This window comes from Muricoccus radiodurans, assembly GCF_050154705.1.
GTDB classification, from domain to species: Bacteria; Pseudomonadota; Alphaproteobacteria; order Acetobacterales; family Acetobacteraceae; genus Roseomonas; species Roseomonas radiodurans.
Window position 1 is genome coordinate 3,855,265 of sequence record NZ_CP189561.1, and the last position, 21,641, is coordinate 3,876,905.

The 21,641-nt window shown below is 70.5% G+C and carries 28 protein-coding genes; 12 read left to right on the plus strand and 16 right to left on the minus strand.

What is annotated here, in order from left to right; translation table 11 throughout:
* Positions 1–22: 22 nt before the first annotated feature.
* Positions 23–307: a hypothetical protein gene (locus tag ACP6CK_RS18165; protein WP_426954709.1), complete on the plus strand. Its 285-nt coding sequence runs from the start codon at positions 23–25 to the stop codon at positions 305–307.
* 102 nt (positions 308–409) lie between these two features.
* Here ACP6CK_RS18165 and ACP6CK_RS18170 read toward each other — a convergent pair whose 3' ends face one another.
* Both ACP6CK_RS18170 and ACP6CK_RS18175 read right to left on the minus strand, forming a co-directional pair.
* The gene (locus ACP6CK_RS18170) at positions 410–877 is read right to left on the minus strand and encodes a GcrA family cell cycle regulator (protein ID WP_426954710.1); all 468 of its coding nucleotides are present in this window, start codon (positions 875–877) and stop codon (positions 410–412) included.
* A gap of 180 nt (positions 878–1,057) precedes the next feature.
* Entirely contained in the window at positions 1,058–2,023 is a 966-nt protein-coding gene (locus ACP6CK_RS18175; protein ID WP_426954711.1) for an acetamidase/formamidase family protein, read from the minus strand.
* Positions 2,024–2,166: 143 nt separating this feature from the next.
* On the opposite strand from ACP6CK_RS18175, the gene ACP6CK_RS18180 reads away from it, so the two are divergent.
* Together ACP6CK_RS18180 and ACP6CK_RS18185 are read left to right on the plus strand one after the other, a co-directional pair.
* Positions 2,167–2,589: an organic hydroperoxide resistance protein gene (locus tag ACP6CK_RS18180; protein ID WP_426954712.1), complete on the plus strand. Its 423-nt coding sequence runs from the start codon at positions 2,167–2,169 to the stop codon at positions 2,587–2,589.
* 186 nt (positions 2,590–2,775) lie between these two features.
* Positions 2,776–3,480, plus strand: coding sequence for a calcium-binding protein (locus ACP6CK_RS18185; protein ID WP_426954713.1), 705 nt, complete (start codon positions 2,776–2,778; stop codon positions 3,478–3,480).
* 312 nt (positions 3,481–3,792) lie between these two features.
* Here the strand turns inward: ACP6CK_RS18185 and ACP6CK_RS18190 are convergent, their stop codons facing one another.
* The 6 genes from ACP6CK_RS18190 to ACP6CK_RS18215 all read right to left on the minus strand — a co-directional run bounded on the left by ACP6CK_RS18190 (position 3,793) and on the right by ACP6CK_RS18215 (position 8,573).
* On the minus strand, positions 3,793–4,800 hold the full coding sequence (locus tag ACP6CK_RS18190) for a magnesium transporter CorA family protein (RefSeq protein WP_426954714.1): 1,008 nt from the start codon (positions 4,798–4,800) through the stop codon (positions 3,793–3,795).
* 88 nt (positions 4,801–4,888) lie between these two features.
* Positions 4,889–5,590: an acireductone synthase gene (gene mtnC, locus ACP6CK_RS18195; protein ID WP_426954715.1), complete on the minus strand. Its 702-nt coding sequence runs from the start codon at positions 5,588–5,590 to the stop codon at positions 4,889–4,891.
* 136 nt (positions 5,591–5,726) lie between these two features.
* Positions 5,727–6,266 (minus strand): 1,2-dihydroxy-3-keto-5-methylthiopentene dioxygenase, encoded by a 540-nt coding sequence (locus ACP6CK_RS18200; RefSeq protein WP_426954716.1) that lies wholly within the window; start codon positions 6,264–6,266, stop codon positions 5,727–5,729.
* Positions 6,263–6,913 (minus strand): methylthioribulose 1-phosphate dehydratase, encoded by a 651-nt coding sequence (locus tag ACP6CK_RS18205; RefSeq protein WP_426954717.1) that lies wholly within the window; start codon positions 6,911–6,913, stop codon positions 6,263–6,265. The genes ACP6CK_RS18200 and ACP6CK_RS18205 overlap by 4 nt, the downstream gene beginning before the upstream one ends.
* 65 nt (positions 6,914–6,978) lie before the next feature.
* Positions 6,979–7,260 carry a twin-arginine translocase TatA/TatE family subunit gene (locus tag ACP6CK_RS18210; RefSeq protein ID WP_426954718.1) on the minus strand — a complete coding sequence of 94 codons (282 nt, stop codon included), beginning with the start codon at positions 7,258–7,260 and terminating at the stop codon, positions 6,979–6,981.
* 326 nt (positions 7,261–7,586) lie between these two features.
* Entirely contained in the window at positions 7,587–8,573 is a 987-nt protein-coding gene (locus ACP6CK_RS18215; RefSeq protein WP_426954719.1) for a Bug family tripartite tricarboxylate transporter substrate binding protein, read from the minus strand.
* A 292-nt stretch (positions 8,574–8,865) separates the two neighbouring features.
* On the opposite strand from ACP6CK_RS18215, the gene ACP6CK_RS18220 reads away from it, so the two are divergent.
* Both ACP6CK_RS18220 and ACP6CK_RS18225 read left to right on the plus strand, forming a co-directional pair.
* Complete coding sequence (locus ACP6CK_RS18220; protein WP_426954720.1) at positions 8,866–9,057, plus strand: hypothetical protein; 192 nt, start codon at positions 8,866–8,868, stop codon at positions 9,055–9,057.
* Between the two features lie 121 nt (positions 9,058–9,178).
* Positions 9,179–9,793 (plus strand): hypothetical protein, encoded by a 615-nt coding sequence (locus tag ACP6CK_RS18225; protein ID WP_426954721.1) that lies wholly within the window; start codon positions 9,179–9,181, stop codon positions 9,791–9,793.
* Positions 9,794–9,857: 64 nt separating this feature from the next.
* Here ACP6CK_RS18225 and ACP6CK_RS18230 read toward each other — a convergent pair whose 3' ends face one another.
* Positions 9,858–10,400 (minus strand): CHAP domain-containing protein, encoded by a 543-nt coding sequence (locus ACP6CK_RS18230; protein ID WP_426954722.1) that lies wholly within the window; start codon positions 10,398–10,400, stop codon positions 9,858–9,860.
* Positions 10,401–10,796: 396 nt separating this feature from the next.
* On the opposite strand from ACP6CK_RS18230, the gene phnC reads away from it, so the two are divergent.
* Positions 10,797–11,612: a phosphonate ABC transporter ATP-binding protein gene (phnC, locus tag ACP6CK_RS18235; RefSeq protein ID WP_426954723.1), complete on the plus strand. Its 816-nt coding sequence runs from the start codon at positions 10,797–10,799 to the stop codon at positions 11,610–11,612.
* 173 nt (positions 11,613–11,785) lie between these two features.
* Positions 11,786–12,496 (plus strand): helix-turn-helix transcriptional regulator, encoded by a 711-nt coding sequence (locus tag ACP6CK_RS18240; RefSeq protein ID WP_426954724.1) that lies wholly within the window; start codon positions 11,786–11,788, stop codon positions 12,494–12,496.
* A 147-nt stretch (positions 12,497–12,643) separates the two neighbouring features.
* Here the strand turns inward: ACP6CK_RS18240 and ACP6CK_RS18245 are convergent, their stop codons facing one another.
* Positions 12,644–12,955 (minus strand): DUF1272 domain-containing protein, encoded by a 312-nt coding sequence (locus ACP6CK_RS18245; RefSeq protein ID WP_426954725.1) that lies wholly within the window; start codon positions 12,953–12,955, stop codon positions 12,644–12,646.
* A gap of 2 nt (positions 12,956–12,957) precedes the next feature.
* A complete protein-coding gene (locus tag ACP6CK_RS18250) occupies positions 12,958–13,389 on the minus strand; it encodes a rhodanese-like domain-containing protein (RefSeq protein WP_426954726.1) in 432 nt (143 codons plus the stop codon).
* 171 nt (positions 13,390–13,560) lie between these two features.
* Between ACP6CK_RS18250 and phnD the strand changes: the two genes are divergently transcribed.
* The gene (gene phnD, locus ACP6CK_RS18255) at positions 13,561–14,544 is read left to right on the plus strand and encodes a phosphate/phosphite/phosphonate ABC transporter substrate-binding protein (RefSeq protein ID WP_426954727.1); all 984 of its coding nucleotides are present in this window, start codon (positions 13,561–13,563) and stop codon (positions 14,542–14,544) included.
* Between the two features lie 120 nt (positions 14,545–14,664).
* On the opposite strand, the gene ACP6CK_RS18260 is transcribed toward phnD, so the two are convergent.
* Positions 14,665–15,306 carry a hypothetical protein gene (locus ACP6CK_RS18260; RefSeq protein WP_426954728.1) on the minus strand — a complete coding sequence of 214 codons (642 nt, stop codon included), beginning with the start codon at positions 15,304–15,306 and terminating at the stop codon, positions 14,665–14,667.
* 263 nt (positions 15,307–15,569) lie between these two features.
* On the opposite strand from ACP6CK_RS18260, the gene ACP6CK_RS18265 reads away from it, so the two are divergent.
* A complete protein-coding gene (locus ACP6CK_RS18265) occupies positions 15,570–16,484 on the plus strand; it encodes an IS1595 family transposase (protein WP_426954729.1) in 915 nt (304 codons plus the stop codon).
* Positions 16,485–16,989: 505 nt separating this feature from the next.
* Here ACP6CK_RS18265 and ACP6CK_RS18270 read toward each other — a convergent pair.
* Positions 16,990–17,772: a DUF5343 domain-containing protein gene (locus ACP6CK_RS18270; protein ID WP_426954730.1), complete on the minus strand. Its 783-nt coding sequence runs from the start codon at positions 17,770–17,772 to the stop codon at positions 16,990–16,992.
* A gap of 164 nt (positions 17,773–17,936) precedes the next feature.
* On the opposite strand from ACP6CK_RS18270, the gene ACP6CK_RS18275 reads away from it, so the two are divergent.
* The 3 genes from ACP6CK_RS18275 to phnE (ACP6CK_RS18285) all read left to right on the plus strand — a co-directional run bounded on the left by ACP6CK_RS18275 (position 17,937) and on the right by phnE (ACP6CK_RS18285) (position 20,094).
* Entirely contained in the window at positions 17,937–18,212 is a 276-nt protein-coding gene (locus ACP6CK_RS18275) for a hypothetical protein (protein ID WP_426954731.1), read from the plus strand.
* Positions 18,213–18,349: 137 nt separating this feature from the next.
* Positions 18,350–19,240: a phosphonate ABC transporter, permease protein PhnE gene (phnE, locus tag ACP6CK_RS18280; RefSeq protein WP_426954732.1), complete on the plus strand. Its 891-nt coding sequence runs from the start codon at positions 18,350–18,352 to the stop codon at positions 19,238–19,240.
* The gene (gene phnE / locus ACP6CK_RS18285) at positions 19,237–20,094 is read left to right on the plus strand and encodes a phosphonate ABC transporter, permease protein PhnE (RefSeq protein ID WP_426954733.1); all 858 of its coding nucleotides are present in this window, start codon (positions 19,237–19,239) and stop codon (positions 20,092–20,094) included. Before phnE (ACP6CK_RS18280) ends, phnE (ACP6CK_RS18285) begins: the two co-directional genes overlap by 4 nt.
* 139 nt (positions 20,095–20,233) lie before the next feature.
* On the opposite strand, the gene ACP6CK_RS18290 is transcribed toward phnE (ACP6CK_RS18285), so the two are convergent.
* The 3 genes from ACP6CK_RS18290 to ACP6CK_RS18300 form a co-directional block, all read right to left on the minus strand.
* On the minus strand, positions 20,234–20,545 hold the full coding sequence (locus ACP6CK_RS18290) for a hypothetical protein (protein WP_426954734.1): 312 nt from the start codon (positions 20,543–20,545) through the stop codon (positions 20,234–20,236).
* Between the two features lie 137 nt (positions 20,546–20,682).
* Positions 20,683–20,940: a hypothetical protein gene (locus ACP6CK_RS18295; protein WP_426954735.1), complete on the minus strand. Its 258-nt coding sequence runs from the start codon at positions 20,938–20,940 to the stop codon at positions 20,683–20,685.
* A gap of 90 nt (positions 20,941–21,030) precedes the next feature.
* A complete protein-coding gene (locus ACP6CK_RS18300) occupies positions 21,031–21,552 on the minus strand; it encodes a GreA/GreB family elongation factor (RefSeq protein ID WP_426954736.1) in 522 nt (173 codons plus the stop codon).
* Between the last annotated feature and the right edge of the window lie 89 nt (positions 21,553–21,641).

Here is a 21,641-nt window from a genome sequence, read left to right on the forward strand (position 1 = left end):
TCACCGGCCGAGGAGAATCCTCATGCGCGCAACTCTTTCCGCCCTTGCCCTGGCTGCCCTGATCGCCGGCACCGCGCCCGTCCTGGCGCAGGGCGGCGGCAACCAGGGTGACAGCACCGGGGCCACGGCCGGCGGCGGCGGCAGCCCCTTCGCCACCAATGGCATGGGGTCCAACAACCCGGGGCCGCATCCGGGCAATGCCGGCACGACGACGGCTGGCGAGCGTTCCGCCCTCCCCGGCTCCGCCCAGCCGGGCACGGCGGATCGTGGTGCGACCACCACCGTGCCGGCCGCGCCGCAGCGCTGAACGAGGACGCCCGGGACCGTGCGGCCCCGGGCGTGAATCACACGATCAGCAAGTGTCCGCCATGACCCGCGCATCTCCGCGCGGGGGTCATGGTCGGCTGGATCAGGCTGCGTCCTCGCGCCGGTCGCGCGCCTTCACGTAAGCGATGGAGGCGTGCTCGGCGCAGTACGGCTTCCCGCCCGCGGCCTCGGCCGTGCAGAAGCGGAAGTCGGTCGCGCCGGGCTCGCCGATCGGCCAGCAGCAGCTGCGCGCCATCACCCGTTGGAAGGGACGCACCACGGGCGCGCGCGGGGCGGGCGGCGGCGGAGCGGCCACGACCGCCGGTGCCGGGGCGATGCGCGGGGCCGGGGCGGCCGCCACGCGCGGGGCGGGCCGCGGCCCGGCCGTGCCGGTCGCGGCTTCCGCCCTTTCGCGCTGGATCGGGCTGGGCCGGGCGGAGAGGTGCAGGCGGTGCGCCTTGCCCACCACCGCGTTCTTCGAGATCCCCATGCGCCGTCCGATCTCGGCGGTGGAGTGTCCCTCCGCCCAGAGCGCCCGAAGCGTGTCGATCGCCTCCGTCGACCAGTCCATGCCCAACTCCCCCGTGTCCTACGACCCTACAAGATACGGTAGGTCGTGCGGTTGCGGCCCCACAAGATGCGGCAGTCAAGTGCTGCACGAAAACTTGTGGAGAAAAGTGTGGACAGGCTTGTGGACCGATTCGCGCGACGGAACGCTTACAGCCTCTTGGTCCTTCGACTTCACACGCCGTCAGAGGAGCAGATTTTTCTTCAACATCCCGTGCACGCCTTTCTCCCCGTTCACGGTCTGCGTCACGCGGAAATCCACCGCGAGCGAGCAGAGCTGATAGGCATCCGCCGGAGAGAGGTTTGTCCGGGACGCGATGAAGGCGATCATCTCCCGCAACGCCTGCTTCATCGCGAGGTCGAGGTCCTCGTGCATCCCCATCGAGATGTAGTGCGTCGGCGTCTCCGCGCGCGGAAAGCGCAGCGCCGGATCCTTCGCGCCACCGCCCTTCTCCAGTCCGAGGCGGAAGGTGCCGGTCAGCGACATCTCCAGCGCGTTGATGCAGACCTCGCCGTCGCCCTGCACGCCATGACCGTCGCCCGCCGAGAACAGCGCGCCCGCCACGTGCACCGGCAGGAACAGCGTCGTGCCCGCCACCAGCTCCTTGTTGTCGAGGTTGCCGCCATGCGCGCGCGGCTCCTTCGTGGAGATCTGGCCCCATTCCGGCGGGGGTGCCACGCCCATCACGCCGAAGAAGGGCGCCAGCGGCAGGGTGATGCCGCCGCCGACCGGCACGGTGCAGGTCATCGCCGCCCGGTCCACCGGGATGTGCAGGCGGCGGGAATAGGGGAAGTCCTCCGGCAGCGTCCCGAAGAGCGGGCGGAAGCCGCAATACCCCCAGTCCGCGCCGAGCTCGATCGCCTCAATGTCCACGCGCAGCGCGTCGCCCGGCTCCGCGCCGCGCACCGCCACTGGGCCGGTGAGCATGTGCGGGCCGAGGCGCGGGACGTCGGCGGCGTGGATGGCGGCCAGGGCCTCCGGTACGCGCAGCCCGCTCTCCGGCGGCGGCATCGCCTCCTTCGGGCCGGAGACGCATTCGAGGATCACGCGCTCCCCCGGGTTGATGCTGGCGACCGGCGGGAACTCGGCGTCGAAGGCACCCCAGCGCATCGTGGCGGGCGTGGCGGGGATGCGGAGGGGTTCGGTCATGGGCGGCGCTCCGGGAAGGAGCGGGCAGACTCCACGCCGCCGCGACGGCGCGCAATCCATCCCCCCTTGGTTGACGTCGCCCCCACCGCGCCCAAGGTTCCGCCCGCGCCGCGCCAGGCGGTGGCTGAAGAGGGAAATGGTCCATGCCGGTTGAAGAGAAGTACCGCGTCTCCGCCACTGCCACCGGGGGCCGCGACGGCCGCTCGAAGACAAGCGACGGCGCGCTGGACCTGAAGCTCGCCGTGCCGAAGGAGATGGGCGGGTCCGGCGACGGCAATAACCCGGAGCAGCTCTTCGCCGCGGGCTACGCCGCCTGCTTCCTCGGCGCGATGAAGGCCGTCTCGGCCAAGGGCCCGACGAAGGTGCCGGCGGACGCGACCGTCACCTCCACCGTCGGCATCGGCCCGCGCAGCGAGGGCGGCTTCGGGCTGACCATCGGCCTGGAGATCAATCTCCCCGGCGTGGACCGCGCCGCGGCCGAGGCGCTGGTGCAGCAGGCCCACCAGGTCTGCCCCTATTCCAACGCCACGCGCGGCAACATCGACGTCGGGCTGAAGGTGGTCTGAACCACCCTCGCGGAGGACCTGGCCACCGGCCGGGTCCTCCGATCCCGGCGGCCCGCCGGAGCAGCCCGTCCATCGACGCGGACGAAGGCAGCGATCGATGCGGCCCCCGTTCCCGCTTCGCCGGAAGACCGGCATGGTCAGCCCATCCGGTGCACCGACACGAGGCACCGAAGCGGGAGACCACCGATGAGCGAACCCAACACGAAGCCGGTTGACGCCAAGACCCTCGAGAAGGTGGTCGGCGGCGCGTACATCCGGGGCACCGAGGGTGCCGACGCCACCCAGGGCACCGCCGAGGCGGACCTGATCATGACCTACGGCGGCAACGACTACGTGCAGGGCAGCGCCGGGGACGACAACCTCCAGGCGGGCGCCGGCAACGACGCGGTGGTGGCCGGGGACGGCAACGACTACGTCAACGCCGATGACGGCGACGACTACGTGGAGGGCAACGCCGGCAACGACGTGCTCGCCGGCGGCCGGGGCAACGACGCCCTGGTGGGCGGCACGGGCAACGACAATCTGGGCGGCGGCGAGGGCGCGGACTTCCTGGACGGCGGCGACGGCCATGACACCCTGGTCGGCGGCGCCGGCGTCGATGCCGCCTTCGGCGGGGCCGGGGACGACACCTTCTCCTGGAGGCCCGGCGAGGGCAGCGACTACTTCGAGGGCGGCACGGGCCGCGACACCGTCGCGGTGATGGGAATGACCCTGGACCAGGTGCGGGATGGCCTGCAGGCCTACGGCGACGGCCTCCAGATGCAGGTGGGCAGCAACGGCTCGATCGCCTTCACCGACGCCTCCGGCCAGCCGGCCACCTTCAGCGGCCAGCTCTCCTTCGGAGGGGAGGTCCTGCGCTTCGACAACGTCGAGGCGATCCGGGTGTACTGATCGGGGTGACGGGCGGCCCCGGGGGAGAGAAGGAATTCTCTCCCCCGGACCCCCACTCATCTCTTTCTATCGGGCTGCCGCGGACAGCCGAGCCCGCCCGCGCAGCGGGCAAACGGTTTTCAGATCAGCCCGCACGGACAGCAGCCTCGCCTCGGGTCACTGACCCGAGGCGCGACCCCGTGTCCGCCTTCCGCGGCAGCCCGACAAAAAGAGATGAGGGTGAGGGGTCCGGGGAGAGGGAGAATTCCTTCTCCCTCTCCCCGGAGTCACCAAAGTCGCCTTTGCACGCGCCGCATAGGGCTCGGCCGCGCCTTACAGCCATCCCTTCCGCTTGAAGTACAGGATCGGCAGCACGGCGCTGATCACCATCAGGATCAGCGCCCAAGGGTAGCCCAGCGCCCAGTCCAGCTCCGGCATCTGCTTGAAGTTCATGCCGTAGATGCTGGCCACCAGCGTCGGCGGCATCAGGGCCACGGACGCCACGGTAAAGGTCTTGATGATGCCGTTCTGGTCCATCCCGATGATGCCCAGCGCGGCGTCCAGCAGGAACTGCGCCTTGCTGTTCATCGTGTTCGCGTGTTCCACCAGCGACCGCACGTCCCGCACCAGCGTCTTGATGAGGATCTGGTTCTCCTTGCGGATGGCCGTCGCCTTCTCCGCGCCCACGAAGGTCAGGATGCGCGTCAGGCCGAGCAGCGTGTCGCTCGCGCGGCTGGTGATGTCGCCCACCTGGCCGAGGGTGATGAGCGCCTGCCGCAGGTCGGCGTCCCGCCGGTTGGCCTTCACCGCCGCGTCGCGCGCGTTGCGGAAGGTGCGCTGGCTCGCGCGGTCCATCTCGGCCGTCGTCTTCTCGAGGATGTCGGCCAGCCGGTCCACGATCTGCTCGAACAGGTGCAGCATCACGCCATCGGGCGTGCGCAGGATCGGCAGCGCTTGGCGCTGGGCGCGGATGGCAAAGGTGGAGAAGGCTTTCGGCGTCGCGTAGCGCACGGTGATCAGCGCGTTCGGGGCGAGCACGAAGGTGATCGGGGTGGAGCCGTACTCCCCCTCCTCCGAGCCGTAGAGGAAGGACGCCGTAAGGAAGAGGACCTCGCCCTCCTTGTAGAGGCGGGAGGAGGATTCGATCTCCTGCATCTCCTCGCGGGTCGGGACTTCCACCTTCAGGGCGTCCTGGACGGCGCGCTCCTCCTCGGCGGTCGGGTTCAGCAGGTCCACCCAGACGGCGCCGGCGATGCGCTCGGCGGTCTCCAGGCCCTCGGCCATGTCGAAGCCGCCGCGCACGTCGCAATGGGCGCCGCGCAGGGTGTAGGTGGTCAGCATCGTGAAGGTTCCCGGCAGCCGGGGAGTGGAGGGTGCGCGGGTTTAGTCCCGCCCTTGCGGCACTGTCACGGCGGGGCCGTGTGACACCTCAGCGAAGCGGTTCGTCCGGCGCCGGCAGGCCGAAGCGGGCGGCGACCTCCGGGAAGGTGGTGCAGGCCGGGTGGCGGCCGCTGGCCACGGTCCCGTCCCCCGCGCGGACGAGTTGCGCGGTCCGCATCCCTGCCGCGGCCGCCGCATCCAGCTCCTCCGCCACATCGGACAGGAAGAGGATCTCGCCTGCCTCCACCCCCACGGTGCCGGCGATGGCGCGATAGGAGTTCGCGTCCCGCTTCGGCCCGGTGCGGGTGTCGAAGAAGCCGGACAGGATCGGCGTCAGGTCGCCCGCGACGGAGTGGCCGAAGAGCAGCCGCTGCGCCTCGACCGAGCCGGAGGAGTAGATGTGGAGGGCGATCCCCGCCGCCGCCCAGGCGCGCAGGCAGGGCGCCACATCGGGCCAGAGATGCCCGCGCAGCGCGCCCGACTCAAAGCCCTGGCGCCAGATCAGGCCCTGGAGGGTCTTCAGGGGCGTCACCTTCTCGTCCCGCGTCATCCAGCCGCGCAGGGCCTCGGTCGGCTCCTGGCCGGGCGCGAGGGCGCGGACCTCGTCCAGGACCGCCGCCACGTCGGGCTCCCCGCCGCGGTCGCGCAGGAAGCCGTCCAGCGCCGTCTCGGCGAAGGGGAACAGCGTGTCCTTCACGAAGGCGATCGCGCTGGTCGTGCCCTCAATGTCGGTGACGATGGCTTGGATCATGGGAACACGGCCAGGGACGGGAACCTGCCCGGTTCCCCTCGTTCTTTGATGTGTCGAAGACCGACGCCGGCAACAGGCGCCATTGAACAAAAACAGATGGGGGGTCCGGGGGGAATACCTTCCCCCCGGCCTTTCCTCACGCCGTCACCGCCGGAAAGCGCTCGGCCATGTCGGACCCGGTGTAGTGCGGCGTCCAGCCGGAGGTCTCGGTGAACACCCGCAGCACCGTGAAGCTCGGCGCCGTGCCCGCGTCGAACCAGTGGGTGACGTTGGCGGGGACCGAGATCAGGTCGCCGGCGGTGCAGTGGGCGTCGTAGACCTTTCCGCCGACATGCAGGACGAAGTTGCCCGTCCCTTCGTGGAAGAAGCGCACCTCGTCCTCGGTGTGGGTGTGCTCGGACAGGAACTTCGCGCGCATGGCGTCGCGCTGCGGGTGGTCCGGCGACAGCTTGATGACATCGGCGGTGCCGGCGCCGGTCTCGCCCATGAAGGCGTCCAGGCGCGGCTTGTAGGCGGCCAGCACGGCGTCGGCGTCGGCGCCGGCGGGCAGGTCGGCGCGGTCCCAGCGCTCGAAGCGCACGCCGATGGCGCCGAGGGTGCGGGCGATCTCGTCCCCGTCCTGCGTGTCCTGCAGGACCGTGTTGGTGTTTGCGTCGTGGACGACCAGGCGGCTCATGGGCGGATTCCTCTCGCGGCCAGCTCGCAGGCGAGCATGAATTCCAACCCCTCCAGGCGGGCCAGGGCGGCCTCCATGTCGGGGCCCCATACATAGATCCCGTGTCCCCGGATCAAATAGCCGGGGGGAGCGCCTGCTCCCTGGTCAGCCATGCCGGCCCAGCGGGCCTCCACGGCGGCCTGGAGGCGGGAGATGTCCTGGTCGTTGTCCAGCACCGGCACCTCCACCGCGCCCTCATGCGTGGGCAGGCCGGGGAAGACCTTCAGCAGCTCGTATCCCTCCAGCCGGATCGTGTCGCCGGCCAGGCGGGAGAGGACGGTGTTCGCGATGGAATGCCCGTGCACCACGGCCCGCACGGCCGGGAAGCGGCGATAGGCGCCGCAGTGCAGCCCCGTCTCGGCAGAGGGGCGCAGCCCGGGATCCTCCGGCCGACCGTGCAGGTCCACGGCCATGACGGAGTCCAGCGTCAGCTCCGCCTTGTGCAGGCCGGATCGGGTGATCGCGACGCGATCCCCGGGCAGGCGGACCGAGATGTTGCCGGCGGTCGCCGGCACCCAGCCCTGCGCCGCCATCAGGCGGCCGGCGCGGAGGATTGCCTCCACCGCCGCCCCAGGAATCGGGGCGGCCGGGATCGGGGCAGCGCTCATCGCGGACCTTCGGAAGCGCGGCGCACCGGTCCCGAAGGCCCGGTGCTAGACGGCGGGGATGCGGCTCAGGCGGCCGGGCCGGGAGGCTGGCTGACCACGGTGCGGCGCGGGTCGGCCGCGCCGGGTGCCGCGGCGGTGGTGGTCGTGGCGGGCGGCAGGGTGCCAGCCGGCGGCACGGGCCGCGTGTCCGCCATGGACGCGTCCGGCTCGTCCTCCCGCATGTTCTTCTTGAAGGACTTGATGCCGGTCGCGAGGTCACCCATCAGCCCACTGATCTTGCCGCTGCCGAACAGCAGCAACACGACCAGCAGCACGACGACCCAGTGCCAGATGCTGAACGAACCCATGTGACGCCCCGAATGATTCCTGGTTGGCCCGGCTTGTATGGACCGGCCGCCTATCCGGGGGCGGACACTAGGCCGCAGCCCCCTGCGGCGCAAACGGCAGATGGCCCATGCGGGGCGACGGCACAATGGGGAAGTGAAGGATTGGTCATCCAGGGCCGGCCCGGCGAACGGGTTGGGGAAGACGGGCCGTCCTTTCGCCTCTCAGATCCCGCGCCTTTTCAGACCGGGCTGCTGCGGGACGGAACAGGGCGGCGCCGCGGCCGCCCGAGAATTCCGATCACCCGACCGGATGCACGCGTCCGGCGCGGCATGCTGCCCCGGCAGTCCTACGCATCCGGCCGGATGTCGAGCCGCCGGATCAGCCCGCCCCACCGCTCCGTCTCCACCGCGATAAAGCGCGCGAAGGCCTCCGGCGTGCCCGCCACGATCTCGAAGCCGGCCGCCTCCAGCGCCGACCGAGCGGCGGGCGCCGACAGGGCACGCCGCGCCTCCTCGGACAGGCGGGCCACCCGCTCCGCCGGCGTGGCGGCGGGGGCGATCAGGCCGATCCAGGCATAGGATTCCGCGTCCGGCACGCCGGCCTCCGCCAGCGTGGGCACGTCGGGCAGACCGGGCAGCCGGGTTCCGCCTGTCACGGCCAGGGCCCGGGCCCGCCCCTCCCTCACCTGCGGCAGGATGCCGGCCACGGTGATCACCATCGCCTGGATGCGCCCGGCCACGAGGTCCACGGTCGCCTGCGGGAAGCCGCGATAGGGCACATGGGCGATGTCGAGCCCGAAGCGCCCCTTCAGGTCCTCCATGGCGAGGTGCCCGCCCGAGCCCGCGCCCACCGAGCCGTAGGAGAGCCGCCCCGGATTGCCCCGCACGTGGGCGGCGAAGCCCGCGACGTCGTTCGCCGGCACCTCCGGATGCACCACCAGCACCTGGGCGGTGCGGACGAGGAGCGAGACGGGCGCGAGGTCCCGCTGCGGGTCGTAGGGCAGGTTCGGATACAGCGCCCGCGCGGTCGCGAGCGGCCCGTTGATCGAGACGCCGATCGTGTGCCCGTCCGTCGCCTTCGCCACGGCGTCCGTGCCGATGTTCCCGCCCGCGCCGGTGCGGTTGTCCACCGGGAAGGGCTGGCCGAAGGCGGTGGCAAAGTGGCCGGCCACCGCCCGCGCCGCGATGTCGGGGGTGGAACCGGCGGGGAAGGGGCAGATCACCCGCACCGGCCGGTCCGGCCAGCTCCCCTGCGCTCCCACGCCCTGGGTGTGGGCCGGACGCAGGGACAGGGCCGGGGCGGAGGCGAGAAGCAGCCGTCGGGCGAGGGGCATGAAGGCGTCCCGGAGAGGTCCCGGCCATGGTGACTCCGCATGGCCGGCCCGCCAACCGAAGGTCCGTCGCCGCTTGCCCGGAAGCCGCGCGCGGCCCATATCCGGCGGGTCCCATCCGATCGGTCCGGCCAGCCCTTTTCGCCCCCCATGCCCGGGGATGCGCGTCAGGGCCGGGCCCGCTTCCCCTCGACATGGATCGCCGCGCGGTCCCGTGCGGCGCCGAACGCCGCGCCATCCCGCGGCCGCGCCGCGGCCCCGGTGCCGCCCGCGCCGCTGCCTGACGGAGATCCCCATGGCCCCGACCAAGCCCGCCACGCAGACCCCCGACCCGGCCGAGCTCGCCCGGATCGAGGACGAGGTCGCCTACCTCTCCAAGCGCCACCGCGTCTCGCCCGCCATCGTTCGGGAGATCATGCGCCGCTCCGGCTCGACCGAGCGCGCGGCGGTGGAGCGCGAGATCAACCGGGGCAAGGCCCGGCGCTGACGGGCCGACGCCCGGGCCGCGTGACAGTCGCGACCACGGAACCCCTCGGCCAGACGCCGCCATCCTGGTGAAATCCCTTCCGGCCGGGATACGATCCCGCCGGCCGGGAGGAGGCACCGCCATGGCGCAGACGCTGAACGTCTACCTCGTGAACAAGGCCGGCGACCTGTCCGGCCGGTTCGAGGAAGCCCACCGCAAGACCTGCGCCGACACGCTGAAAACCTATCTCGAGGCGACGCTCGGCGGCGTGGCGAAATACGACAAGGCCGCCGTCACCTGGTTCAGCGGAACGACGGCGCCGACCGACGCGGACTTCGTCTGCTACCTCCTCACCAGCGCCTCGGACAGCATCGTCGCCACGAAGGCGACGAAGGATATCACCCTCGGCCTCTCGGGCTCCACCATGCTCAGCGTCGCCGACAAGGCGGTGGTGTGCGAGGTCTACATGCGACAGATCGTCCAGGGCGGGGACCAGCGGGCCAACGCCACCACCAACCGGGAGACGGCGGTCGCGAACTGCATCCTGCACGAGCTGGCGCACAACCTCTGCGACGCGACGACGCCCGTCGTGGTGGACATCCACAAGGTGAAGGGCGGCGTGATCTGCCGCGAGCCGGACGGGAACCCGCTGAAGGGCACGGAATCGCCCAACGCGGTGGACAACACGACCTTCCAGACCGGGTTCAATCGCCGCGTCGGCGGGGTGAAGCAGTACACCGGGGCGATGACGCCGTAGCCGCCGGCGGCCCCGGAGAGGGCGCCGCCCTCTCCGGACCTCTCCCGCCGGGGACCCCTGCGATTCAGACGTCCGGTGACGGATCACCCGCGCCGCTCCAGCGGGTGGTCGGGTGGATGAAGCCATAGGCGGGGAAGGCGGTGTTCCCCACCGCGGCGATCGGCGGGTACCAGACGCGCACGAGCGACCAGTCGTTCCGCTCCGACACGTCCACCACGACCTGATCCTGCGCCACGCGGCCCCTTAGGCCGCCCGTCGCCCAGTTCGCGTGATCCACCCGGATCTCCCGCGGCCCCAGCACGCGCGAGACGACCGCGACGTGCCCGTCCCGCAGCCGCCCGGTCTGGCGGAAGACGAGCACGGCGCCGGGCCGCGGCCGCTGGCTCCGGTCGTAGCGGCCGGCCGCCGCCTCCCACCACTGCCAACCGTCGCCGCGCAGGTCGATGCCGGAACGCTGCCGCGCATAGGGCACGCAGGACAGGAAGCGGCCCCCCGGCTCATAGCCGCTGCCGGCCATGACCGGCCCGCCCCCGCGGGTGCTGCCGCAGGCGGAGAGGACGCCGCCGGCCAGGGCCAGCAGCGCCAGACGCAGGACGAGCCCACGCATGATGGAAAGAACCCCCTCGGGCCTCCCCCGAGGCCCGTGGCCGCCACGCTAGCGCGCGCGGGCGCCGGACGGCCAGACTCGTTTCACGCCGCTGGTGAAGGAAGGTCTCCTTTTCCCAGCCTTGTCGAGCGCATCGGCTTCGCGTCCGAACCCCTCGGCGTCAGGCTCCCGGGCACGCACATCCGGCAACGCTCCCTCGGTGCCCCGAAGCCCTTGCACGCCGCGCGGGCAAGTTCCGCCTTCCGCGGCAGCCTTGAAGAAGAAGATGAGTGGGGGTCCGGGGGAGAGAATTCCTTCTCTCCCCCGGGGTCGCCCGCCGCACCCCGACCGGCCCGGGACGGGTCGCCGCGCGCGCGGCGAGCCCCCTATACTGGGCTGTCAGACGCAGGACCGGCGATGCTGGAGATCGAGAACCTCACCCGTCGCTTCGGTTCGCGCACCGCGGTGGACGGCGTCACCCTCTCCATTCCGGAGGGGCAGATGGTGGGGATCATCGGCCGCTCCGGAGCCGGCAAGTCCACCCTGCTGCGGATGATCAACCGCCTGACCGAGCCGAGCGCGGGCCGCATCCTGCATGACGGGGTGGATGTCACGGCCCTGCGCGGCAAGGCGCTGCGGGACTGGCGGACGCGCTGCGCGATGATCTTCCAGCAGTTCAACCTCGTGCAGCGGCTGGACGTGCTGACGAACGTGCTGGTCGGGCGGCTGAACCACCGGCCTGGCCTCTTGGGCACCCTCTCCTCCCTCTTCCTGCGCTTCACGCCGGAGGAGCGGGCGATGGCGCTGACGGCGCTCGACCGCTTCGACCTGGCGGACCAGGCGTTGCAGCGGGCGGACACGCTCTCGGGCGGGCAGCAGCAGCGCGTGGCGATCGCTCGCGCGATGCTGCAGGCGCCGCGGCTCATCCTGGCGGACGAGCCGATCGCCTCGCTCGATCCCCGCAACGCGCGGGTGGTGATGGACGCGCTGCGGGACGTGAACCGGCAGGACGGGCTAACCGTGCTGGTGAACCTGCATCACCTCGACACCGCGCGCCGCTACTGCGACCGGATCGTCGCGATGCAGGCGGGCCGCGTGGTCTTCGACGGCGCGCCGGATGACCTGACCGGCGACCGCGTGCGGGACATCTATGGCGTGACCGAGGAGCAGTTCGAGGCGGAGGCAGAGGCCGCTCTTCGCGCACGGCCGCGGGCCGCGGCCGCGCCCGCCTGAATCGGGCCCCGGGGGCCGTACGACGACGCGACAGGATAGCGAGGCGAGCGTCCAGCACACCGACAACCGACAAAGCTGAAGAAGAGCAAATATCCGACTAAATGACTCGGGAAATTGCCGAAAGAATTAGTGTATGTTAATTTAAGCTCAAGCGGTGCTGGTAAGGTGCCATCATGGTTTTCCGCCTGGATCGGGCACAACACGCCGAAACGATAAAGGCCTGTAAGACCGCGGTCGCCAGATCCCTCGAATTGCTCGCCCAGCCCGTCTACACGTGGCACCCGTCATCACGCCTCGGCATCCTCCTTCCCGCCGAACAGGCGGCACCCGTATCGCCCGGTCCGGCGGCTCGCCGTCAGGACGTCGTTCCCTCGGCTGCTTCCGCTTGGCGCCGGAGCGCGCCTCCGACGCTGCGGCTTCGCCCGCCGCGCGGCGCGTTGCGGAACCGCGCCGCTCTCCTGCTGCTGCAGAAGCGTCGCGAGGCTGCGATGAACATATCCCTGGGCGCCCGCCTCAGAGAGCTGCGGGCGTTCCTCGGCATGACGTCGGTAGAGCTGGGGGATGCGCTTGGCACGTATCCTCACGACGTCCACGCGTGTGAGCGGGGCATGAAGCCGTTCGGCGCGGGTCAGCTCTTCAACATGGCGCGCGCGATGGAGGTGCCCGTGGACCTCTTCCTCGACGAGAAATCCTTTGCCGCCCGGCCGGACGACCAGCCGGCGCAGGTCGCGGACGATCCCCCGCAGGGGCAGAACGCCTTTGCGGGAAACGTCGTGGACCTGGGCGAGGCGCGCGAATTCCGCCGGGCCTTTTCCCGTGTCACCAGTCCCGAGCTGCGGGAGACCATCCTCAGCCTCATGAAATCCCTCGCGGGCCCGAGCTGAGACCTCGGGACCGCGCTGCGCGTCGCGGGCACGTCGGTCCGCCCATGAACGTCTCCTGCCGCGGACGGGACCTGATGTCAGCGTAGGAAAGGGGATGCCCGCGCTCCGGGGCAGGCTCGGCGGGAAGTATGGCACTTCCCGATCCGCCTATCTCTCTTCCGCCGGAAGCGTCCCCACCCGCGCCACGAACGCCGCGATCTCCTCGGCCGGATAGGAAAGCCGCCGCCGCGTCGTGGAGGGCGGCCGCAGCGCCACCGACAGGCCCGGCCGCCACTCCCTGGACGGCCGGATCGGGCGCGGGGTGAAGCCGCCGCCGCAATTCGGGCAGACATTGTTCAGGCGCCCCTCGGCGCAATCCGCGCAGAAGGTGCACTCGTAGCTGCAGATGCGCGCCTCGGTCGCGGCCGGCGGCAGGTCCCGGTCGCACATCTCGCAATTCGGGCGAAGCTCCAGCGCCATGATCAGGCGGCCTCGGCCAGCGCGCCCGGGGCGGCTCCCGCGGCGAAGGAGAAGCCCTCATCGGCCCAACCGGTCATGCCGCCGATCATCAGCTTCACCGGTCGGCCCAGCTCCGCCAGTCGCAGCGCCGCCCGGTCACCGCCATTGCAGTGCGGGCCGGCGCAGTAGACCACGAAGAGCGTGTCCGCCGGCCAGGTGGCCAGGCGCTCGGCCGTCATGTCCCGGTGCGGCAGATTGATCGCGCCGGGGACGTGCCCGCGGGCATAGGCGCCCGGCCCGCGCACGTCGGCCAGCACGAAGCCGTCCGGCCCGCCGCCGGCGGCGCGCATCGCCGCGTGCACGTCGGAGCAGTCGGTCTCCAGCGCCAGCCGGGCGGCGAAGTGGACGCGCGCGAGGTCGGGTGTGGCAGCGGGAATGGCGGTGACAGGGTTCATGGCCGGTCTCCTCGGACGATGGGCCGAGGTTGGGCCAGAATCGTCGATTACCGTGAGTGGCACACATGACAGGGCTCGTCAGGATCGTGCCAAAACCGGGCAGGCCCACCAGCCCTGGCGCGACCCGCCAGGCCGCGCCAGATACCGCGCCTCCCCGAACGGGAAGCCCCGATGCCGACCCGACGCGCCCTGGCCCTCTCCGCCCTCTCCCTCGCGGCCAACCGCCCCGCCCTCGCCCAGACACGCTCCAGCGACCCCGGCATCGCCATGCCACGGCCCGGCCGCCGCGCCTGGGCCGCGCAGTTGCCCGTCCTCCGCATCGGCATCTCCGGCGGGGAGAACGAGTCCGACCGCCTCGGCCGCTACGACGGCTACCGCCGCCTGCTGGAGGAGACCTTCGGGGTCCCGGTGCGCCTCTTCCCCGCCTCCGACTTCGCCGGGGTGGGGCAGGCCTTCGCCGCGCGCCAGATCGACGTCGCCCAGATGGGCGCCGCCAACTACGCCGGCACGTGGCTCGACACGAATGGCGGCATTGAGGCGCTGGTCGCGGCCGAGGGCGACGACGGCTCCATCGGTTACGTCGCCGTCATGGTCACACGCGCCGACTCCGGGATCACCGACCTTGCCGGCATGCGCGGGAAATCCCTCGCCTGGGCCGACCCCGCCTCCACCTCGGGCTACTTCGCCCCGCGCGCGGCGCTGCGGGCGGCCGGCATCCCCACGGAGCCCGGCGCCTACTTCTCCCGCACCGGCTTCGCGGGCGGGCATGAGCAGGCGGTGATCGCCGTGCTCGGCCGGCAGTACGACGCCGCCTGCACCTGGGCCTCCGGCCAGGGCGAGGAGGCCCGCGGCTTCACCCGCGGCAACCTGCGGGCCATGGTGGACAAGGGCATGCTGGACATGCGGGACATCCGCGTGATCTGGCGGTCCGATCCCATCCCCAGCGGCCCGATCGCCGCCCGCGCCGACCTGCCCGCGGCGTTCAAGGACGACCTGCGCCGCTTCCTGCTCGCCCTGCCCGTCGCCCATCGCGACATCTATGAGGCGATCGAGCGCGGCGGCGGCACCGGCTTCCGCACCGTCACCCACGCGGACTACGCGCTCGTCGTCCGCCTTCGGCAGGAAGAAGCCGCCGAGCGGCGGCGGCGCGGATAGGTTCCGCGGGCGACCCCGGGGGAGAGAAGGAATTCTCTCCCCCGGACCCCCACTCATCTTCTTTTTTGGGGCTGCCGCGGAAGGCGGAGACGGGAGAGCCGACAGGCCAAGGAAGCCGCGTCAGCGCAGCATTCCCGCCAGCACCCCGGCCAGGTCGGTCTGCCAGATCGCCTCCACCACCGTGTTGTGCTCGGCCGCCGGCACGGCGGTGAAGCGCGCCGAAATGCCCCGCGCCCGCAGCGCATCGACATAGGCGGCCGCGAGCGCCGGCGGCGATCCGGTGTCGTTCGCGCCGGTGTAGGCGACCACGGTCGGGTTCCCCCGCACCTGCGCCACCCGTCGCGCCGCCCCGCCGCAGGAGCAGGCGAGCAGGACCGCGCCATCCAGCGTCCCGGGATGCCGCTCCAGCAATCCCACGATGGCGGAGGCCCCGCCGGAATGACCGATCGCGACCACGCGCCGCGCCCCCGTCCGCGCCCGCAGCGCCGCGATGCCCTCCGCCAACAGCGCGACGTTCGCGGGCCCGCGCGTGGCCCGGTCCCCGTCACTCGGCCGTCCCTCCCCGTCCTGGTAGCCCGGGCGGACGAGCGCGACGGCGGCCACGCCCGGCAGCCGCTCCACCACCTGCCGCGCCGTGATGCGGTGATAGGAGACGCGCCCCGCCCCGTCCCCGTGCAGCACGACCACCAGCACGTCAGATCGCGCAGGCCCGAAGCCGCGCTGGGCAAGGCAGCCGCCCGCGGCCGTGCGGACCCAGTTCACCGGATCATCGGCACAGCTTCCGCCCGTCGCTCCCAAGCTCTGCGGCCCCGAGGACGTGGCACAGCCTGTCGCGAGAAGCACGAGAAGCACGGCCAGGCTCCGCACCGATCGACCCCACCGGGCCCATGCCGTCGAACGATCACGGGAAAGGTTCATCGAAGCCGCGCGCCCACCTCCTGGCCTCTTCCCGAGATGAGACGAAAGAATGAAGGGCACTTATATACATCCTTGACCTAGGCCCCGGATGGGCCTAGAAGGGGTGCATGGCCGACTTCAACACCCTTGCCGACATGATGGACGCCATCACGGACGAGGATGCGGCCTTCGCGCACTTCACGGCGATCCGTTGGAAGAATGGCGCGTTCTGCCCCTATCCTGAGTGCGGGGGTCGGAAGGTCTATTCGTTCGCGGACAAGCGGAACCACAAGTGCGCGACCTGCGGTAAGCGGTTCAGCATCAAGGTTGGGACCATCTTCGAGGATTCGAAGGTGCCGCTGCGCAAGTGGCTGATGGCGATTTGGCTGCTGACCTCGCACAAGAAGGGCGTGGCTAGCACGACGCTAGCCCGCGATATCGGGGTCACGCAAAAGACGTCTTGGTTCATGCTGCATCGCCTTCGCCACGCTGCGACGACGAAGAGTTTCAACCGCCCTTTGGAGGGCACGGTTGAAGCTGACGAGACGTTCGTCGGCGGCAAGGAGAAGAACAAGCACAAGGACAAGCGCACGGGCCAGACGAAGGGCGGCAAGGGCAAGGCCATCGTGTTTGGCGTGATCGCGCGTGGTGGCGAGCTGCGGACTAAGGTGATCCCAAACCGCGACAAGAACACGATGCTCGCCGCTGTCTCCGAGCATGTTGCGCCCGGCTCTGAGGTTCATACCGATGAGTGGGTCGGCTACATCAACCTGTACACACGCTACACGCATAAGAACGTCAGCCACGTTAAGGGCGAGTATGCCAAGGATGGCGTCCACACGAACTCTATCGAAGGCGTGTGGTCGCTGCTGAAGCGGCAGATCATCGGCATCCACCACTTCGTCTCGTCTAAGCACCTGTCCCGCTACGTGGACGAGGCAACGTGGCGCTACAATCGGCGCCAGATTGGTGAGGGCGTGCGGCTGGACAGCCTCATCGCCGACAGCGCCGGCCGCTTGACCTATAAGGCGCTGATCGCGTGAACCGCAAAGGCGGGAAGCCTGGCCCGAGGGACCCCGCCCTGCACCTGGGCCTTGCGTTCGATGAAGCACTCGCCCGGCTCATACAGACGGAACCGGGCGAGGTAGAAGAGGCAGTGAAAAAGGCGGCGGACGAGCCGCCGCCTTCTCCGATCAGAGGCCCGAAGCAGTCAGGCCGGAAGCGACCGGCATAGGCGCGCTGCGCCGACCGGTGTGCGGCCACGGCCGCCAGTGAGCGGAGACCCGCTCCTGATTGCCGAACCGAATGCGGTCATACTCCCCAATCCAGATGTAGTCGGGCTGGGGCGGAGGCCGGGTGGCAGAAGGCATGGGGATCTCCCGAAATGCCGTTTTCCCTTGCCCCAGCGAAGCACCGATGCGATTCTACCGGTTCTTGGGTCCTGGTAGGCGCTACGGTGTCCGCTGAGATCACGGCCAGGGTGCGGGTGTGCCCTGGTCCGACGCGGGGGGCGGCCATCCGGTGAGACGGTGGTCGCTCCTCGTGTTTCTAAGCCTTCGGCTCCGTTGCTCGCTTACGAAGGTGACGGAGAACAATGACAACGGCTGCGTCCACGTCAGCCTCCATGTTCTCCGGCTCCCACACGTCGCTTAGCGCCTCGTAAGCTGCCCGATAGCGTTCTGCCTCGGTCTTAGGCGCCTTGCCGCGCGACCCATCATTCCCCTGATCAGCGGGAGGCGGCGGAGGTGGAGGCGGCGAGGGAGCGGCAGCGGGCAAAGGTGTCATCGTCGAACCGTTTGACGGCCGAGATGCCGTTTGCTTGGGCCGCCGTTGCACCGGTGTGCCGGCGCCTCGCTTCAAACCATCCAGAATGCGTTTGCTAATGGCGATACCAGCCTCGTTCGCGGCGGCAGTGAAGAACAAGATGCACTTGCGCCGGACCTCGTCGGACGAACCCGGGTAGGTGCGAAAAGCCTCGTTCATCTGGCTGGGGGTGGCGTGGTCCAACCCGATGGCCACCACTGGCGCGTAAGCTTCCTGCACAACCCGCGCGAGCGCGTCCGGCCACCCGTCCGTCCCATGGGCCCCGACAAGGTCCCGCAGGACGTCAGTCGGTGCATCGGCGTTATCAATCAGCCGAAGAAATCGAAGGGCGCTGAGCAACTGGCTCCCGACCGTCCCGGAGAACCGGCCGAGGACGCTTCGGTCAATGCGACGCGGGATCGTGTGCTCGTGCAAATCCTGAACGAACGTCCGGAACGTCTTGTAGGAGATATACGGAGGCGCCTTAGCGGGCGCCTCGCCGGCGGCTCCATTCGTCTCGCCCATCATTCTCGCTCCCACGAACGAGCGGATTATATGTCCGGCTGGACAAGAACAACAAGGACGAATTCGTCGTGGACGATTCTTGGACAACTCGTTCGTGGACAGTCCTGGAATCGTCTCTGTCGCCACCGCTACTCTCTTCATCCTATTGTTTCAGCAAGGAAAATCGGATGGCTGACAAGGTCATGGTGAGGGCTTACCGCGGTGAGCCCGTGGAGATGATGGTCTGCGACGTCGAAAAAAACTCGGTCTATGCTGCCCGGCCGGAACGCCTAAGGGCCGTAGCCACAGGCGAGAGCCGGCCAGTCGGCTTTCCTGGCGAGGACGTATTCTGCTTCGACGCCGCGCTGTTTAGTCGCCTGCGCGAAGAGTGGCGAGCGGCCGGGCAGACCAATGACGGGGCATGGGAACCAGCGCGCCCCTACCTTGGTCACACACGTATATAAGCGCCGAATGAAGGTCCAGGAAACTGATGTTTCCTGGCGGGAGGGTCCAGAGAGGGCTGAGCCCTCCCTGGGGCCCAGCTTGAAGCACGATACCCCGCCATGGGACCCTGCCGCATGCCCCCGCACCGGCGCTTCCGATGAGCGTAGCCCTCTCCCCCGCCGTCCTGCACGGCGAGGCTGCCTTCCAGGCCGCGCGCCGCGCGAAGTGGCGGGTGACGATCCTCGGCCTGCTGATCCTCGTCGCCGCCCTCGTCGTCGCGGGCTGGGTGAGCGAGGTGCATCCGGCGACGCTGGCCGCCGGCCTGCCGCGCGTCGGCGAATACTTCGCCCGCACCGTGCCGGACCTGCGCTGGGCGACCCTGTTCCGGGACTGGGAGACGGAGGGCAGCCTCGCCGCCTGGTTCTATCGCCTGGACAAGTGGCTCTGGCTGCTGCTGGAGACCGCGAACATGGCGGCGCTGGCGACCCTCATCGGCGGCGTGCTGGCCTTGCTGCTGTCCTTTCCGGCGGCGCGCAACATCGCGCACTCCGTGCCGTCCTATCACCTTGCGCGCCGTGGCCTGGAAGCGATGCGGACGGTGCCGGAGATCGTCTACGCGCTGATCCTGGTGTGGGCCTTCGGCGTCGGCCCGCTGGCCGGGATCATCGCGATCGCCGCGCACACCACCGGCGCGCTGGGCAAGCTGATCGCGGAGGCGATCGAGAACGCGGACATGAAGCCCTGGGACGGCGTGCGCGCCGCCGGCGGCACCTGGGTGCAGGCGGGCCGCTTCGCGATCCTGCCGCAGGTCGCGCCGAACATCCTCTCCTACCTGTTGCTGCGCTTCGAGATCAACGTGCGCGGCGCCTCCGTCATCGGCTTCGTCGGGGCCGGCGGGATCGGGCAGGAGCTCTACCTCGTCATCTCCCAGAACTACTACGAGGAGGTCTCGGCCATCGTCATCCTCATCATTCTGGCGGTGGCGATGATCGACCTCCTCTCCGAGATGCTGCGGCGGAACCTGATCGGGACGGAGGCGCGGGCATGAGTGCCTCCACGAACGATGTCGCCGCCTGGAAGGCGCGGCTGCCGGCGGCTTTCGGCGCCACGCCGCGCCAGCGCGCGATGCGCTGGATCGCCGGCGCGATCTTCCTCGCCTGGCTCGCCTGGGCCTTCTGGCTCTTCGACATCACGCCACGGCGCATCTGGAACGGCGTGTTCGGGGAGCAGGGCCTCTTCGTCATCATCCGGCTGATGATCCCGCCCTCCCCCGGCGACCACTGGCAGGAGATCTTCAAGGGGCTGGCCGAGAGCGTGGCCATGGCGTTCCTCGGCACGATCATGGCGGCCGTGGTGGCGGTGCCGCTGGGGTTCCTCGGGGCGCGCAACATCGTCACCTCCACCCTGTTCCGCTTCTCCCTGCGCCGGGTGTTCGACGGCTTCCGCGGGGTGGACCAGCTCATCTGGGCGCTCGCCTTCGTGCGCGCCGTGGGGCTCGGGCCGCTGGCGGGGGTGCTGGCCCTCTTCGTCTCGGACCTCGCCACCCTCTCGAAGCTCTATGCCGAGGCGATCGAGAACGCGGAGCGGCGCCAGGCCGAGGGCGTGGTGGCCGCGGGCGGATCGCGGCTGATGGCCGTGCGCTTCGGCATCCTGCCGCAGGTGCTCCCGATCATGCTCGCCCAGGCCCTCTACTTCTTCGAGAGCAACACGCGCTCCGCCGCCATTCTCGGCGTCGTCGGCGCCGGCGGGATCGGGCTGCAGATCGCCGAGCGCATCAAGGTCCGCCACTGGGACGAGGTGGCCTTCATCATCATCCTGATGGTCGTCACCGTCAGCATCATCGACTGGGGCAGCGGCAAGATCCGCCGCCGGCTGATCGGCGCGCGGGAGACGGCCCGGTGATCCCGGCCTGGGGAAGAAAACCAGCTTCTCCCTCAGGCGGCGGACATCAAGGACGGGAAGTCCCATCTCCGCCTTCCGCAGCAGCCTGACAAAAAAGATAGGGGGTCCGGGGGAATTCTTTCCCCCGGCCCTGCTGCCGTCAGATCAACTGCCCGCGCAGGAAGCCCAGCGCCGGCAAGGGCCGCCACCCCCGCGGCAGGTCGGTCCGTCGGATGGGGGAGACGCTGTAGTTCGGGACGGGCTGGCTCTCGCCGCGCAGGAAGCCGGCATAGGCGCGGACCTGCTGCTCCCGCCAGTTCCGGTCCGCATCGGCGGCGGCGCGGCTCGGGAAGATCTCGGCCACGCGGACCTTGCGGCCCATGACCGCCAGCACCGCCCAGATCCGGTCGTCGCGCGCCCGGCTGAGGCTCAGCACCTGACCCGGGGGCTGGTCCGGGGCCGCGCCGTTCACGCGCGCGCCCTCACGCAGGGTTCACGGCGGTGGGGGCGACGAGCTTCCGCGTGCATCCCCCATCATCTGTGTTCCGCGCGGCGCCGCCGCAAGGCCGGCAAGCGTCGCAGGGGGGTCCCACCCCTCCCGGGCGCCCGTCAGCCCCGGCGGCCGCCATAGGCGCGATGCGGCGGCGGGGCCGGGCGGGGTCCCATCACCACGTCGATCATCGCCTTCGCCTGCGCGATGAGCGCCCCGAGGGTCACGGGCTGACCGGGGCTGCGCTGCACCGGCTGCGGCTCACCCCGGCCGTGGGGCGGGTGAATGATCACGGCGCAATCGGTCCCGCCCCCATCCCGCATCTCGAGGTGGTGGGTTCGGTAAGGCTTGTACGAGACGGCCACCATGCGGCCCATGAGCGTGCTCCGAGGATTCAGGCCTGAACATGGACGCGATCATGCTGCATCGCAACATGTCCGTGAGGGCCGGGCGCAGCGGGGCTGCCATCAGCCCGCCGGCATGGCCGGATAGCGGATGGCGGTGACCTCGATGGAGACCGGTCCGGTCGGCGTCCGCACCGTCACCTCATCCCCCACCCGCGCGCCGAGCAGCGCGAGCGCGGTCGGCGCGCCGATGCTGATCTTCCCGGCCGCCAGGCTCGCCTCGTCCACGCCGACGATGGTCACCGTCACCTCCTCGTCGCGCTCCGTCAGGTAGGTGACGGTGGCCCCGAAGAAGACGCGGTCGCGCCGGAGCTGGGCGGCCGGGTCCACCACCTCCGCCTGCTGGAGCCGCTGGCCGAGGTAGTGCAGGCGCCGGTCGATCTCGCGCAGGCGGCGCTTGCCCTCCTTGTAGTCGGCGTTCTCGCTGCGGTCGCCGTTGCCGGCCGCCCAGGCGACGATCTCAACCACCCGGTGCCGCTCCGCCTTGCGGGCCTCGTACTCGGCCCGCAGCGCGGCCTCGCCAGCCGGCGTCATGTAGAACTTGCCGCCGGGCAGCCGCAGCGGGCTGCCCTCCTCCTCGTCCATGCGTCCTGATCCCTTGCGCGGGATCCACCTTACCCGACGATCCCGCGGCGGCCGATCCGCCGGGTGCAGGCGGCCTGGCTGATGCGGGA